Below are 14,309 nucleotides of genomic sequence, written 5' to 3'. Positions count from 1 at the left end.
TGATATGCCACCCGCAACGCCGCCGTTAGCCGACCGCCGGGCACGACTTGCTACCTATCTCGATGCGACCGATCTCGCGGCCGTCTGGTTTGCCCGCCCCAACAGTTTCGCGTGGCTGACCGGCGGCAGCAACGTTGTCGACCGCGAGGGGACGGTCGGCGTCGCCGCCGCCGGCTACGACCGCGAGGCCGGCTTCCGCGTCGTCACCGACACCATCGAAGCCCCGCGGCTCCGCGACGAAGAGCTTCCGTCCGAGTTCACGGTCGACGCCGCCGACTGGTATGCCGACTCGCTGGCCGAGGCTGTCGCCGAGCGGTCGCCGACGCCGGCCGCCGCCGACTTCGACGTGCCGGGCTGTGAGATGGTCGACCCAACAACGCTCCGCCAACCGCTGGCCGACGCTGATACCGATCGCTATCGGGCGGTCGGCGCGGATGTGGCCGCGGCCATCGAGGCTGTCGGGCGGTCGATCGCCGCCACGGACACCGAACGCGAGGTCGCCACCGAACTCCGGGCGGCACTCGAAGCCCGCGGGCTCGTCGCGCCGGTGGTTCTCGTCGGTGGCGACGAGCGCGCCCAGGCATACCGCCACTACACGCCGACCGAGACGGCACTTGGTGACTACGCGTTGCTGTCGGTCACGGCCCACCGCGGCGGCCTCTATGCGAGTGCGACCCGAACGGTTGCCTTCGACGCGCCCGACTGGCTCGCCGACCGCCACCGCGCTGCTGCAGCCGTCGAGGTAAGCGCGCTGGCGGCGACCCAGCAGGCTGCAGCCGACGCTGGCACCGCCGGCGACGTGTTTGACGCCATCCAGCGGGCCTACGCCGCTGTCGACTGGCCTGATGAGTGGACACACCACCATCAGGGTGGGGCCGCTGGCTTCGCTGGCCGGGAGTGGATCGCCACGCCCGATCACGACGCCTCTGTCTTCACGCCGATGGCCTACGCGTGGAATCCGACCGTGCAGGGCGCGAAAAGCGAGGGCACCGTCTTGGTCACTGACAACACCATCGAACCGCTGACGCTGCCCGACGCGTGGCCGACGATCGATGTGGCCGCCGTTGACGCCGTCGACGGCGACGCCACACTCACCCGGCCAGCGGTGCTGCATCGGGATCCCTAACGCGATTTGAGCCTTCGAAACCCCTTTGAGGGCGTCAGGACTGGTCACACATATGTCATGGCACGCGATCGATAGTGTCGACGAAGCGATCGAGGAAACTCGGTCGTTTCTGTCCCCGTTTGCTGTCGGTCGATGGCTGAAACTCGCCCTCATCTCGATCTTCGTCGGGACGGGTGGCTCCGGCCTCGGCCTGTTGAACCTCCCTCCTCGTTCCCCGGCGATGGCCCTGCCGGTGGCAATGTAACCCCGGATGAGAACATCACCGCTTCGCCGACGGGTGGCGAGTTCGCCCCCGACGGTAACGTGACCGCCGGCGTGCCGCCGACCGGTGAGGTGCCGCCGCCGAGTGAACTGTTTGAGATGGCCGGTGCCGAACTCGGGATCCTCGTTGCGATCGGCCTCCTGGCATTCGCCATCGTGCTGGTGCTCGGCCTCCTCACGGAGACGTTGCGATTCGTCTTCTACGACGATCTCCAGACCGACACCGTACGGCTTATCGAGCCGGCCAAACGTCGATTCGGCCAGGCGACCCGGTTGTATGTGTTTAAATTTGGGCTCGGACTGCTGACTGTCGGGCCGCTCGCTGGACTCGTGGTGTTCTTCGCAGTTGCCGACATTCCGGTTGGCCCGCTGGTGTTTGTGGCGGCTGGCCTCCTTGTCATCGGCGTCATGCTCCTCTCGACGATCGTGAGCCGGATCACCGGCGAGTTCGTCGTCCCGACGATGGTCATCACCGACAGCGGCGTCCTCGACGGGTGGCGGCGATTCTGGCCCGTTTTCCGCGGGCAACTGTCGCAGTTCGGCGTCTACCTCGTCGTCCACTTCCTGCTGTTGTTGGCGGTCGGCATCGCCCGAGCGATCCTCTCGGTTCTCGTCTACGGGATCGTGCTTACCATCGGCGGCGTGATCGCCCTCGTCATCGTCTTCGGCGTCTTTGGAAGCGTCAGCGCGGTGACCGCCTCGCCTGCCGCACTTCTGGTGTTAGGCCTGCTGGCGCTGGTGACGCTGTTGATCGGCTGGGTGTTGCTGTTGCCGGTGCAGATCGCCGTGTTGACCTACGTCACGAACTACGAGGTGGCGATGCTGGCGGCCTGCGACGAGGAACTGCGGCTGCGACCTGCGACGACCACCGACGCTGACGGCGGCGAGTCGGCCGTCGTTGAGTAATCGGTGATGGTTATCTGAGCCGCTGTCTCCGGCACAGATTTTTCCGCATCTCCGCTGATCATTAGTGTAGTTCTGTCTCTGTCACTGATTCGCGACCCCGCAGCGGTATCCCTCCCATGTCACGCTCGGCCTCACTGGGCGTCCTCCTCGATCACGCTCAAGATAAGATCGCCCTCATCGATGCCGACGGCTCGTTTACCTACGTGAACGATGCGTCCGAGCGGATCCTCGGCTACGAGCCTGCCGAGCTTGTTGGCACCAACACCTTCGATTATATCCACCCAGACGATGTCGATGCTGTCCGCGAGCGGTTTACCGAGATGATCGAAAGCGGGGGTTACACCGCCGGCAGCATCGAGTACCGCTTTCGGGCGGCCGACGATTCGTGGGTGTGGCTCGAAAGCCGGGTGTCGAACGTCACCGACGACGCCCTCGACGGCTACGTCGTGAGTTCCAGAGCGATCACCGACCGTGTGACCGCCGAGCGTGAGCGACAGGCGGTGACGACCCGGCTCCGCAAGCTATCATCGGCGACAAGCGACGTGCTGTGGATGTTTGATGCCGACTGGTCGGAGCTGCTCTTTGTCAACCCAGCCTACGAGTCGGTGTTCGGCCAGTCGATCGACACCATCGACGACGATCCCGCGGCGTTCCTCGATGCGGTTCATCCCGACGACGTGCCGGCGGTCACAGAAGCGATGGACTGCCTTTCGTCGGGCACCGCCGTCGACATGGAGTACCGCGTCAATCAGGCGAACAACTACACGACCTGGGTCTGGGTGCAGGCTGAGCCCATCGTTCAGGACGGTGATGTCGCCCGTATCACCGGCTTTGTCCGCGATATCACCGACCGTCGCCGCCGCGAGCGACAGCTGTCGGTGATGGATAATCTCCTTCGGCACAACATTCGCAACGATATCGGTGTCATCGTTGGCAACGCCGAACTGATCGAGGAGACGGTGCCCGAGGCCGCCGACCGCGCAGCCGTCATCAGACGCACCGGCACGGAACTGCTCAACAGCGCGGAGAAACAGCGCGGCGTCATCGAGGCGCTTACCGGCTCGACCGCGGTACGCCCACTCGATCTCACCGCGGTCGCCGAGGCAGCTGTTGCGGCCGTTCGCGAGCGCTATCCCGACGCCCGCATCTCGCTGTCGGCTCCCGAATCTGCACCGACCTGTGGGCTCGATGAACTCGAAGCGGCGGTCGTCGAACTGATCGAAAACGCTGTCACTCACAATGAGGCCACCCAGCCGACGGTTGCGGTGACAGTCAGCGTCGACGACGCGGTCACGCTGACAGTCGACGACGACGGGATCGCCATCCCGAGCATGGAGTCGAGCGTCCTCACCGGCGACCACGAGATGGACGCGCTGTATCACAGCAGCGGGCTCGGCTTTTGGCTGGTCTACTGGGTCGTCGAACTCTCCGGGGGTCGATCACGGTCGAGGCCAAAGATGCCGGCGGCAACCGCATTCAGGTGACGCTGCCGTCGGCTGCCGATGCGCCCATCTCCGCTGACGAGGGGTAAGTCGGCACCATCGTTTTATTACTCCCCTGCAATCGTCGCCTATGGGATTAGATGACGATGCACGCGAGTACCACCGGGAACCCCCAGCGGGCAAGATAGCCATCGAGACGACGAAGCCGACCAACACCCAACGCGACCTCAGTCTCGCGTACTCGCCGGGCGTCGCCGCACCCTGTCGCGATATCGACGATGACCCGACGGCCGCCTTCGAGTACACCGCGAAGGGCAACCTCGTCGGCGTCGTCTCCAACGGCTCGGCCGTCCTCGGGCTCGGCGACATCGGCGCGCAGGCCTCCAAACCCGTCATGGAGGGAAAAGGCGTGCTGTTCAAACGGTTCGCCGACATCGATGTCTTCGATATCGAACTCGACATCAGCGACGCCGACGCCTTCGTCGAGTCGGTCGCCGCCATGGAGCCGACCTTCGGCGGCATCAACTTAGAGGACATCAAGGCCCCCGAGTGCTTCGAGATCGAAAATCGGCTCGGCGAGCGGATGGATATCCCCGTGTTTCACGACGACCAACACGGCACAGCCATTATTTCGGGTGCAGCACTGCTGAACGCGGCCGACATCACCGGCAAGCCCCTCGATGAGTTGGATATCGTCTTCTCTGGGGCTGGGGCCTCGGCGATCGCGACAGCCGAGTTCTACGTCTCACTCGGCGTCGACCACGACAATATCACGATGTGTGACTCCTCGGGGATCATCACAACCGACCGGGATGACCTCAACGAGTACAAACAGCGGTTTGCCCGCGATGTGCCCGACGGTGATCTCGCCGACGCGATGGCCGGTGCGGATGTCTTCGTCGGGCTTTCGGTCGGCGACATCGTCTCCCAGGAGATGGTGCGATCGATGGCCGACAACCCGATCATCTTTGCGATGGCCAACCCTGATCCCGAGATCGACTATGAGTCGGCGAAAGCCGCCCGCGAGGATGACGTGATCGTTGCCACCGGTCGCTCCGATTATCCAAACATGGTCAACAACGTCCTCGGCTTCCCGTTCATCTTCCGTGGCGCGCTCGACGTGCGGGCGACCGATATCAACGAGGCGATGAAACGCGCCGCCGCCGAGGCGCTGGCAGAGTTAGCCCGTAAGGACGTTCCTGACGAGGTTGTCAAAGCCTACGGCGATCAACCCTCCAATTCGGGCCCGACTACGTGATCCCGAAACCCCTTGATCCACGGGTGCTGTTCGAGGTCGCCCCCGCGGTCGCCGAGGCGGCGATGGACAGCGGCTGTGCCCGCACCGAGATCGACGACCTCGACACCTACGCCGAACAGCTGAAGCCCGGCTCGGCAAATCCCGCGAGATGATGCGGATCGTCCTCAACAAGGCCAAAAGCGATCCCAAACGCGTTGCCCTCGCCGAAGGCACCGATGAAAAGATGATCCGGGCGGCCTACCAGCTCGACGAGGAGGGGATCGCCGATCCCGTACTCCTGGGCGACGAAGCCGAGATCCGCCAGACGGCAGATCGTCTCGGCTTGGCCTTCGAGCCGGAGGTCGTCGATCCCAGCGGCCGCGAACTCGACGCCTACGCCGACCAGCTGTATGAGCTACGGCGTCGCAAGGGGATCACCCGCAGCGAGGCGGCCGAGCTCATCGAAGGCGACACCAACTATCTCGGCAGTGTGATGGTCGAATCCGGCGACGCCGACGCGATGTTGACCGGGCTCACCCACCACTACCCCTCAGCGTTGCGCGCGCCGCTGCAGGTCATCGGCACCGCAGACGACGCCAACTACGCCGCCGGGGTCTACCTGCTTGCGTTCAAAAATCGCGTTGTCTTCTGTGCCGATACAACGGTCAATCAGCACCCCGACGCCGACGTGCTGGCGGAGGTCACCAAACACACCGCCGAGTTGGCCCGCAGTTTCAACGTTGAGCCGCGAGCCGCGATGCTGTCGTACTCGAACTTCGGCAGCGTTCGCAACGAGGCCACAGCGACGATCCGGGAGGCTGTCTCACGGCTCCACGGGGACGGAGCGGTCGACTTCCCGGTTGACGGCGAGATGCAGGCCGACACCGCAGTCGTCGAGGATATCCTCAGCGACACCTACGATTTCGCGCAACTCGACGCGCCCGCAAACGTCCTCATCTTCCCGAATCTGGAGTCGGGCAATATCGGCTACAAACTCCTCCAACGGCTCGGCGGCGCGGCGGCGATCGGCCCGATGCTCGTCGGGATGGACAAGCCGGTACACGTCCTCCAGCGTGGCGATGAGGTCAAGGATATCGTCAACCTCGCCGGCGTCGCCGTCGTCGACGCCCAGGATTCCGACTAACAGCCGTTAGGACGCGTCGCTGTCGGCGGCTTCTGCGGTGGCGATCGCGCCGAGCATCTCCCAGCCGTCGCCGTCAGCGGGTTGGCGACCGACCAGGATATCCTCGTTGTCGTCACTGGAGACAAGTCGGTAGCTGGCGTCGTCGTCAACGCGGCTGCCCTCTGCCTGAAACTCCTGTTGGAAGAACTCCGTCCATTCGAATTCGAAGATGGCCTCGGTACCATCGTCCAGTGTCAGCCGCACCGGGTCGGGCGTCACGTTATGAATCCGCTTTGCGATCGGGTTGAGATCGGCCATACCCCGGGTTCGACCCCTGGCAGTAACGACCCTTCGATTGTGAGTCGCCCATCGATCTTCGACAGCGAGGCGCGCCGCGGTGCAACGCCGTTAGGTAGCTTCGCCCCAAATCCGGGGTATGACCGACTCCGACGCGACTGACGCCGAAGCAGAGTACGAACGCTGGGTCAGCGAGATCAAACAGATGCGGGCGGACAAAGACGAGTTCTTCACCGAACATTCACAGTCGCCGATCCAGCCCGAAGTGCGGGACGATTTCGAGGGCCTGTCGTACTTCGAACCTAAGCCAGAATTTCGTGTCCCGACACGCGTTCGCGTCTACGGGAACCCCGAACCGATCGAACTCGACGTGACCGCGGGCCAACCGATCCGCTACCTTCGCGCCTACATCTTCGAATTCGAACTCCGCGACGAACGCCAACAGCTCGCCGGCTATCAACAAGAGGGCGATGATACAGATACGATCTTCATCCCGTTCCGCGATAAGACGACCGGCCAGCAGACCTACCACCGCGGCCGGTATATGGAGACCGAACCCGACGAGGAACTCACAAACGGCGACACTGTCACGCTGGATTTCAATCTCGCCTACAATCCCTTCTGTGCCTACAGCGAGACCTTCGCCTGCCCGCTGCCGCCGGAGGAAAACTGGCTTGATGTCGTCGTGCCGGCCGGCGAGCGGAAGCCACCCGAAGAAATCGTCGAGTAACCAACTGTTGAACACAGCGGCACCCTTTTCCTGGTTGTCGCGTGACAATTTTTGTCACCGGCCAGTGTAAACGACCATCGACAACGATAGCCGATAGCTATCAGCCCGACTTGTTTTACCGATACCACCGCCGCAATCTGTGAACCTGTACTACACAATGGATTTAACCCACTGTACGTCCTCTACTGTGTAGAGATGCTTAGTGAGATACGCCGTGCAAACAGCGACACCCGTGTCCAGTATGTGTTGATGGTCATCTTCGGTGGGCTCTGTATTCTTGCCGCGTTTTCCCCGTTCGAATACACGCTCCGGATGACAACCGTTGGCACCCTATTTGGGTTTACTGCCGGCATCTGGGTGTCGCACCTCGTGCAGGTGCTTCGACGGGCCATTGACGCCAACAGCGCCGCCAGCCAACCACAGGCCGACTAACATGAGTCCACCAGAATCTTCCGCTGACAGTACGACCTCACCCACGGACGCAGGGTTCCTCTCGGGCATTGAGTTTCTGACCGGCGAGGATCCGAACCTTGGCTCGTTCCTGTTGACGATCGGTGGCGTCACCTGCGTGTTTATCGCGCTGTTTCAACTCGGCCCGGTTGAGCCGCCGGTCTCACATCTGCTGACCGCCGGTGTGCTGATCATCACTGTGGTCAGTGCCGGGTTTGCCGCACTCCTTGATTCGCTTGGGTATTTCGATGCGACGACGCCGGAGCAAGGTGACGAGACACCCCGTCCGACCGACGCAAAGCGACCGTGGGTTCCGGCGGAACCGGTGTCTGCTTCGTTGCCACCGATGCTCAACTTTGATCAACAACTGCAGGCGCTCAGCGAGCAGTATGACGGCGATCTCCCTGAGCAGTTCGACCCGTTTATCACGGAGTACAAGCGGCTCAAAACGAGCCCTAGCAACCGCTCGACTATCGCCAGTGATCTTCGAGCCGCACTCAACCCGATCGGGACGATCCTTGATCAGGAGAGTCCGGCCTACGACTACTACGAACAGATCAGCGAGGGGCTGTTCCGCTATCTTGGCGATGCTGCCGAGCACTTCACCGCTACCGATCCGGTCTTCTACAACAGCAAGGGGAACAAACACACTGTGGCCGATATCAACGATGAACTGGGGCGTGCCGAGGTCACGATCGACAACGACGGCGAAGCCATCGATATCGACCTCGTTGTCGAGTTCTATGACGGCGAGACACTGCTATCGAGTCGGAGTTGTCCGGTTGGCACTGTCGCGTCCGGACAGAAAAAGACGGTCGACACTGACGTGTTCATTCCCGCAGCTGCCGACAGTGCAACGACAGTCATCAAACCGGCTGACGGATAGCTGAACGCTCCGTTGCTGCCGTCATGCGTTCTTTCCACCCAGCCAGTCTATCTTGCCACCGCGCTTGAATCAGGGTGATCGCGTTCGAACGACGCCCGGTGGCTTCTCTCGTCCACTGCTCGCCATAGTGATACGGCTCAGGCCGACCAGTTGTCGGCGCTGTCGGCGACGCCAGGTGAGTGAGGTGCCATAATCATCGCCCAGCGATGCTCGCCTTCGAGTGCCTGTTTGCCCCGGAGATCAGTGTCTCTGCCACCGTTGTTGTCCCTGTCAGTGACCGGTACCACGTGAAGTCGAGAGAGCAGAACGCTCAAGACAGTTGCGTCCGGACTGTCGGGCAGTATGGATATACCGAATCAGGCCGGTATCGGGATCGCACTGTTCGTTGTCGGGGCGTTGCTCTTCATCCCCAGCTTGCTCTGGCAGGAGGGACTGCTAACGTACAGCATTCTTCTTATCGCCGCTGTGTTGTTGACTACCGGTACCTATCTCTTTGGCACCAGCGGCACCGAACGACCGGTCTAACGGCGCACGTTCCTTTTTCAACTGCTCAAAGCGGGTTTCCCTCGCTGTCACACGAGACTGACAGTAGAATGATGGCCGGGGTGGGCTCCGAACCCACGATCTCCGCATATCCCAGGTACGAGGCTCGGCAGGCCTCATGGGAGCGGACGCTTCCAAGGCGGTACCGCACCGAATCTCAGTAACCCTATGAGTGCGGCGCTATGTCCAGCTAAGCCACCCGGCCGCACCCCAATATACCCTGATCCGGTTCTTTAACCTTCTCATCTACGGCGGTCTCTCGGCAGGCGATTTGTCGGCTATCCGACCCGCCGGCTGCCCGTTGCTTTCGCTGTCAATGCCCCTTTTATACCTGATGAGACAGCCGGATTTATGACCCACCACCGGCATCATATAGCAATGAGTCTGCCCGACGCACTTACGTCCGCACTGGGCGAGGAACCTGCCGTCGCGGAGGTCTCGCTGGGCGGCGACGACATCCTTGCGGTCACGCCGACGCGGACGCTCGTCTACCGTGCTGAGGGGCTCCTTTCCGATGAGGCCGTCGAGGAGTACCCTCACGACGCCGAACGCCTCACGCTGTCGGAGGGCCGCCGGAAAGCCAAGCTGACCATGGAGTACGGCCTCGATGGCACCGAGACGCTATCGATGCCGTCATCCCGGATCGACGACGCGCTGTTCCCGATCCTCGCTGGCGTCATCAACGCTGCCGGCGTCACCGAGCCCGGCGAAAGCGTCCTGAAGACGTTCCGATTTAGTGAGATCACGCTGATAATCACCAGCCGGCAGGTCGTCAAACATATCGGAACACCGGTCTGGACTGAGGACTTCGAGACCTTCGAGTACGCGTCGATCACCGACGTAACCTTCGAGGAGGGTAGTGTTGCCACCACGGTCGTCCTCACCCACGACGGTCGGCAGGATCGGTTTAAGATCCCCAGCGACGACGCCCGCGCTGTCCGAGAAGCGGTTGTCGATGCGGTCTGTGCGTTCCACGAGGTCGACAGTATCGACGCGCTGCGTGCGCAGGTCGCTGCGGCGGCCGACGACGAGCCGGACACACCGGTCGATGCGGAGGCCTCGGCCGATCAACTCGACTTCGGCGAGGGGATCGATCCGCTGGGGGCGAATCCACCAGACGTTGACGCCGAGGGCAACCCAGACGCAGCCACGGAGTCGACAGAAAGCGAGTCTGTTGGCGATGAGGCGCTCGCGGCGTCGCTCGGCCAAGGCGGTAGCGACCAATCATCAACCCCTGCCGAGAGTGAGCCCGCGACGACCGCCGACAGCGGGACGACGCCCACCAGCGGGAACCCGTCGTCGACGACCGCCGACAGCGAGGCCGAAAGCCAGCCGACGACCACTACCACCGGAACCGCAGCCGATTCGACGACGACTACTGACGCCGCGACGCCTGAGACGACACAATCGAGTGGCTTTGAAAACTCCGGGTTTGAGTCCGCTGGCCCTGTCGATGAGGATGATCTGTCTGAGACGGTCGCCACCCTCGCCGAGCGGATCGACCGCCAAGAGGAGCAGCTGGCCCGCCAGAACGAACTGATCGAGACGTTGATCGAAGAGCTCCGACGCGGCCGATAACAGCCGTCGTTCTTGTTGATCTAATCGTCGCGCCCAACGACTTTCCGAATACACGCCGAGCCAAACGGCCCGAGTTCGCCGGTCTCAAACACGATGAAATGACCCGTTGAGAGCCCCGCACCACATCGCTGACAGGTAAACTCGCCGTCGCGGGCAACGACCTGCTGGTCGAAGCGGACGAAGCTCCCGCCGCGCCGCACCTGAATCCGGCCGTCCTCGCGCTCGATGAGCCCCCGTTTTTCGGCGGTATCGAGGATCTCCCGGGTGAGCGATGGGCTTGTGGTCACCGTCTCGATCCGATCGATCACCGCCGATAGCGGCAGCTCGTCGGTTTCGAGGTGTTCGATAAGCGTGAGTGCGAGTTCGCGTTTCGCCGCCCGACGCTGGGGAGCGTCGCCGTCGGGTGTCTCATCGGCCGCCGGATCGCCGTCGGTCACAGCCCGGCTTCGCTGCCGGCGCGCATAATCGTTCCGTCAACCGAGTCGGTATCGCGTCTCCAAACGACTGCTGTGGGCGTCGACTACGCGTCTTCGTCGTCTTTCATCTCAGAGAGTTGATCGATGAGATTGTCTGTATCGGCATCGGATTCGAACGACATCTCGCCGTCGTGGTCGTTTTCGTGGACTGCGACGCCGTCGCTGTCGTCCGTCTCGACGTCTTGATCCTGCTGTTCGGACTCATCGTAGCTTCCAAATCCCATACTGATCGAACCACCCGTCGCCCACAAAAACCGACCGATGTCGCCATGCCGTCGCCTCGTCGGCACCGACCCGGCTCTCAGCCGCGTTGCTTTAGAATCCGGTCGATGATCGCCCGCGAGGACAGCAGTTCCGCGTCGTGGCTCGGCTCGCGGGTGCTTGCCCGCTCGATCTCACAGTCGATGCCGCGGTCGGCCAGTGTCTCGCTGATCGCCGCGGCGTCGTGGTGTTGGTCGTGGCCGAGGACGATCACATCGGGATCGATCTGCTCGATCGGCACGAAGATATCCTCGGGGTGGCCGCGGTGGGCCGCATCGACGACGCCGAGGGCACCGACAGTTTCCTGTCGCTGGCGATCCGAGAGGATCGGCGGCTCCTTGTGGGTGACGTTGGCTCGCCGGGCGACGATGACGTGAAGTTCGTCGGCGTACGTCGCAGCCTCCTCAGGTAGTGGATATGGCCCGGATGCAATAGATCAAATGTGCCTTGGGCGACCGCACGTGTCGGCTCGGTCATCGGTCGGGCTCCTCGCTGCCGGGATCACGGCCCTCAGCCCGCAGTTCGGCGTCAATGTCTGCTTGTGTGAAGTCGAAAAACTGCTCCTCGGGGAGGTCGACATCGAGCACATCGAGTGATCGGGGGTCGCCATTGCTGTCGAAGGCCTTCCAGTCGCGCCAGCCGTACGGTGAGCCGATGATAATGTGGACGTTGCCCTTGTGGAATGTTTTCAGATCCGCGTCACTCGGTCGCAACACGCCGTTTGGGTGGGAGTGCACCGAGCCGACGGCCTTGCGATCGTTGGGGATCATATTTGATTTGACCGTCGCACTCTGGGGGTCGGATTTGGTGCCGGGGATCACCAACACGTCGGTGATGACCTGGCCGCGCCGTTCGAGATCGAACTTGCGGGCGTCCTCGCCTCGAAGGAGGCCCATATACTCGTTGGGGTGGGTCGCCTCGCTGGCTTCGAGTGCAAACTCCAAGGTCTCACGGGCGATGCCGAGGATCTCACTCGAACGGAACAGCCGCATTGCCATCTCTTCGGCCGGGCGGCCATCTAAGCGTTCCGAAAGCCCCGACGAGCGGAGATAACAAGCTTAACACGTTGGTCACTCCTATCGGACGTATATGACTGATGAGTCCGCCGGGGATTCCGGCGTTCGGGATGATTCGCGTCCCGTCGTGTACGATCTCGCCCCTGACTGTACGATCACCGATGTCTCACCGGACGAACACTACCACGCTGTCGTCAACGGCGTCGTCGACTACGGCGTTTTCGTCGATATCTCCGATACCGTCTCCGGGCTGATTCACGAATCAAATCTTGATCGCTCTTACGACGTGGGCGACCGCCTCGTCGTGACGCTTGATTCCGCAAAGGACAACGGCGATCTCGCCTTCGATCTTCCCGCGTTCGACGACTACCGGACGGAGCTTCGCGAACACGAACCGGATATCACGGCGATCGACGACCTCGAAACCGGCGAAACCGTCACCGTCGAGGGGCAACTCGTCCAGATCAAACAGACCGGCGGGCCGACCATCTTCGAGGTCACCGACGGCACCGGGATCGTCAGCGGTGCGGCCTTCGAGGAGGCTGGCGTCCGAGCGTACCCTGACGCCGCCGTCGACGATGTCGTCCGGGTCACCGGCGCGGTCGAACTCCACGACGACGTACGACAGCTGGAAATCGAGTCGCTGACCGTGCTTGCCGATGAGACGGCCGCCTCAGCACGCGAGACGATCGATGAGACGCTTTCCGAGCGGGCGACACCGGCCGACATCGAGCCGCTGGTCGAGTGGCCCGCCTTCGAGCCGATCTTTGACGACCTCGTTGCCCTCGCCGAACGCCTGCGGCAGACTGTCCTTGAGGGTCGCCCGATCCGCATCCGGCACCACGCTGACGGCGACGGGATGTGTGGGGCGACGCCGCTGCAACTCGCCCTGAAAACTTCATCACCGAGGTACACGCCGACCCTGACGCTCCCGAACACCTCTGTAAACGCCTGCCGAGCAAGGCTCCCTACTACGAGATGGAGGACGTGACGCGGGATCTCAACTTCGCCTTAGAGGGTCAGGATCGTCACGGTCAGAAGCTCCCACTGCTGGTCATGCTGGATAACGGCTCGACCGAGGAGGATGTGCCGGCCTACCGGAACCTCGCCCACTACGATATCCCGATCGTCGTTCTCGACCACCACCACCCCGATCCGGAGGCGGTCGACTCACTGCTGGACGCCCACATCAACCCCTACCTCTACGGCGAGGACTACCGGATCACGACCGGCATGATGTCGGTCGAACTCGCCCGGCTGATCGACCCCTCGATCAGCGATGATGTCGAACACGTGCCGGCGGTCGCCGGCCTCTCGGATCGCTCGAAAGCCGACGTGATGCCGCGGTTTGTCTTCCGCGCGAAGGAAGCCGGCTACGACCGCGACGACCTCGAAGCCATCGGCGAGGCCCTCGATTATGCCGCCCACTGGCTGCGCTACAGCGAGGGCAAGACCCTCGTCAACGACGTACTTGACGTGGGCTGTGATGATTCCGATCGCCACGAACGCCTCATCGAGTTCCTCGCTGAGCGCGCTGAACGCGACGTGGAACGCCAACTTGACGCCCTTGAGCCACATGTCGAACACGAACGACTCGACTCCGAGGCGCATCTCTACCGCATCGACCTCGATAACTTCGCCCACCGGTTTACCTACCCTGCGCCCGGCAAGACGACCGGCAACCTCCACGACCGGAAGGTCACCGAAACCGGCGAGCCCGTGATCACGATCGGCTACGGCCCGGATTTCGCGGTACTCCGCTCGGATGGCGTCCGCCTCGACATCCCGCGGATGGTCACCGAACTCAACGAGGAACTGCCGGGTGCCGGTGTCTCCGGCGGCGGCCACCTCGTCGTTGGCTCGATCAAGTTCGTCAAGGGTCGCCGCGAGTCAGTCATTGACCTGCTGGTCGAGAAGATGGCTGACGCCGACCTTGATGAGTCGCTGTCGAGTACGGCTCCGCTGGAATAATCGGCT

General features: G+C 62.7%; 14 protein-coding genes, 1 tRNA gene and 3 pseudogenes. 11 read left to right on the top strand and 7 right to left on the bottom strand.

What is annotated here, in order from left to right; translation table 11 throughout:
* Positions 1 to 4 precede the first annotated feature (4 nt).
* The 5 genes and pseudogenes from ACFQJB_RS09825 (at position 5) to ACFQJB_RS09805 (ending at position 6,116) form a co-directional block, all read left to right on the top strand.
* A complete protein-coding gene (locus tag ACFQJB_RS09825) occupies positions 5 to 1,126 on the top strand; it encodes a M24 family metallopeptidase (RefSeq protein ID WP_379726729.1) in 1,122 nt (373 codons plus the stop codon).
* A gap of 52 nt (positions 1,127 to 1,178) precedes the next feature.
* Positions 1,179 to 1,370: a DUF7544 domain-containing protein gene (locus ACFQJB_RS09820; protein WP_379726726.1), complete on the top strand. Its 192-nt coding sequence runs from the start codon at positions 1,179 to 1,181 to the stop codon at positions 1,368 to 1,370.
* 59 nt (positions 1,371 to 1,429) lie between these two features.
* Positions 1,430 to 2,293 carry a DUF7544 domain-containing protein gene (locus ACFQJB_RS09815; RefSeq protein ID WP_379726723.1) on the top strand — a complete coding sequence of 288 codons (864 nt, stop codon included), beginning with the start codon at positions 1,430 to 1,432 and terminating at the stop codon, positions 2,291 to 2,293.
* Positions 2,294 to 2,409: 116 nt separating this feature from the next.
* Positions 2,410 to 3,777, top strand: a complete 1,368-nt coding sequence (locus tag ACFQJB_RS09810) for a PAS domain-containing protein (RefSeq protein WP_379726720.1) — start codon at positions 2,410 to 2,412, stop codon at positions 3,775 to 3,777.
* 88 nt (positions 3,778 to 3,865) lie between these two features.
* Positions 3,866 to 6,116 (top strand): annotated as a pseudogene (locus tag ACFQJB_RS09805) (NADP-dependent malic enzyme).
* A 6-nt stretch (positions 6,117 to 6,122) separates the two neighbouring features.
* On the opposite strand, the gene ACFQJB_RS09800 reads toward ACFQJB_RS09805, so the two are convergent.
* Positions 6,123 to 6,413 carry a transcriptional regulator gene (locus ACFQJB_RS09800; RefSeq protein ID WP_379726717.1) on the bottom strand — a complete coding sequence of 97 codons (291 nt, stop codon included), beginning with the start codon at positions 6,411 to 6,413 and terminating at the stop codon, positions 6,123 to 6,125.
* Between the two features lie 118 nt (positions 6,414 to 6,531).
* Here ACFQJB_RS09800 and ACFQJB_RS09795 point away from each other — a divergent pair, with 118 nt between their 5' ends.
* The 3 genes from ACFQJB_RS09795 to ACFQJB_RS09785 all read left to right on the top strand — a co-directional run bounded on the left by ACFQJB_RS09795 (position 6,532) and on the right by ACFQJB_RS09785 (position 8,458).
* Positions 6,532 to 7,122 (top strand): DUF1684 domain-containing protein, encoded by a 591-nt coding sequence (locus ACFQJB_RS09795; RefSeq protein ID WP_379726714.1) that lies wholly within the window; start codon positions 6,532 to 6,534, stop codon positions 7,120 to 7,122.
* A 195-nt stretch (positions 7,123 to 7,317) separates the two neighbouring features.
* Positions 7,318 to 7,554, top strand: a complete 237-nt coding sequence (locus ACFQJB_RS09790; protein WP_120103416.1) for a hypothetical protein — start codon at positions 7,318 to 7,320, stop codon at positions 7,552 to 7,554.
* Between the two features lies 1 nt (position 7,555).
* Entirely contained in the window at positions 7,556 to 8,458 is a 903-nt protein-coding gene (locus ACFQJB_RS09785) for a hypothetical protein (protein ID WP_379726710.1), read from the top strand.
* A gap of 137 nt (positions 8,459 to 8,595) precedes the next feature.
* On the opposite strand, the gene ACFQJB_RS09780 is transcribed toward ACFQJB_RS09785, so the two are convergent.
* The gene (locus tag ACFQJB_RS09780) at positions 8,596 to 8,745 is read right to left on the bottom strand and encodes a hypothetical protein (protein WP_379726707.1); all 150 of its coding nucleotides are present in this window, start codon (positions 8,743 to 8,745) and stop codon (positions 8,596 to 8,598) included.
* 55 nt (positions 8,746 to 8,800) lie between these two features.
* Between ACFQJB_RS09780 and ACFQJB_RS09775 the strand changes: the two genes are divergently transcribed.
* Entirely contained in the window at positions 8,801 to 8,983 is a 183-nt protein-coding gene (locus ACFQJB_RS09775) for a hypothetical protein (RefSeq protein WP_120103412.1), read from the top strand.
* Between the two features lie 72 nt (positions 8,984 to 9,055).
* Here ACFQJB_RS09775 and ACFQJB_RS09770 read toward each other — a convergent pair.
* Positions 9,056 to 9,206 (bottom strand) — tRNA-Met (locus tag ACFQJB_RS09770).
* Positions 9,207 to 9,379: 173 nt separating this feature from the next.
* Between ACFQJB_RS09770 and ACFQJB_RS09765 the strand changes: the two genes are divergently transcribed.
* Complete coding sequence (locus ACFQJB_RS09765; protein WP_379726704.1) at positions 9,380 to 10,579, top strand: DUF7115 domain-containing protein; 1,200 nt, start codon at positions 9,380 to 9,382, stop codon at positions 10,577 to 10,579.
* Between the two features lie 20 nt (positions 10,580 to 10,599).
* On the opposite strand, the gene ACFQJB_RS09760 is transcribed toward ACFQJB_RS09765, so the two are convergent.
* From ACFQJB_RS09760 to ACFQJB_RS09745, 4 genes and pseudogenes are all read right to left on the bottom strand, one after another.
* A complete protein-coding gene (locus ACFQJB_RS09760; RefSeq protein WP_267899981.1) occupies positions 10,600 to 11,016 on the bottom strand; it encodes a DUF5830 family protein in 417 nt (138 codons plus the stop codon).
* Between the two features lie 83 nt (positions 11,017 to 11,099).
* Positions 11,100 to 11,279, bottom strand: coding sequence for a DUF5786 family protein (locus ACFQJB_RS09755; RefSeq protein WP_120103410.1), 180 nt, complete (start codon positions 11,277 to 11,279; stop codon positions 11,100 to 11,102).
* 77 nt (positions 11,280 to 11,356) lie between these two features.
* Positions 11,357 to 11,793: pseudogene (locus ACFQJB_RS09750) on the bottom strand (adenylyltransferase/cytidyltransferase family protein).
* A complete protein-coding gene (locus ACFQJB_RS09745; protein ID WP_379726700.1) occupies positions 11,790 to 12,308 on the bottom strand; it encodes a Mov34/MPN/PAD-1 family protein in 519 nt (172 codons plus the stop codon). The pseudogene ACFQJB_RS09750 and the gene ACFQJB_RS09745 overlap by 4 nt, the downstream one beginning before the upstream one ends.
* A 97-nt stretch (positions 12,309 to 12,405) precedes the next feature.
* On the opposite strand from ACFQJB_RS09745, the pseudogene ACFQJB_RS09740 reads away from it, so the two are divergent.
* A pseudogene (locus ACFQJB_RS09740) lies at positions 12,406 to 14,303 on the top strand (DHH family phosphoesterase).
* Positions 14,304 to 14,309: the final 6 nt, after the last annotated feature.

The sequence above is a fragment of the Halonotius sp. GCM10025705 genome, assembly GCF_042662885.1.
GTDB lineage: Archaea > Halobacteriota > Halobacteria > Halobacteriales > Haloferacaceae > Halonotius > Halonotius aquaticus.
The sequence above is the reverse complement of the archived record's forward strand: the minus strand, read 5'-3'. Positions and strand labels throughout refer to the sequence as shown.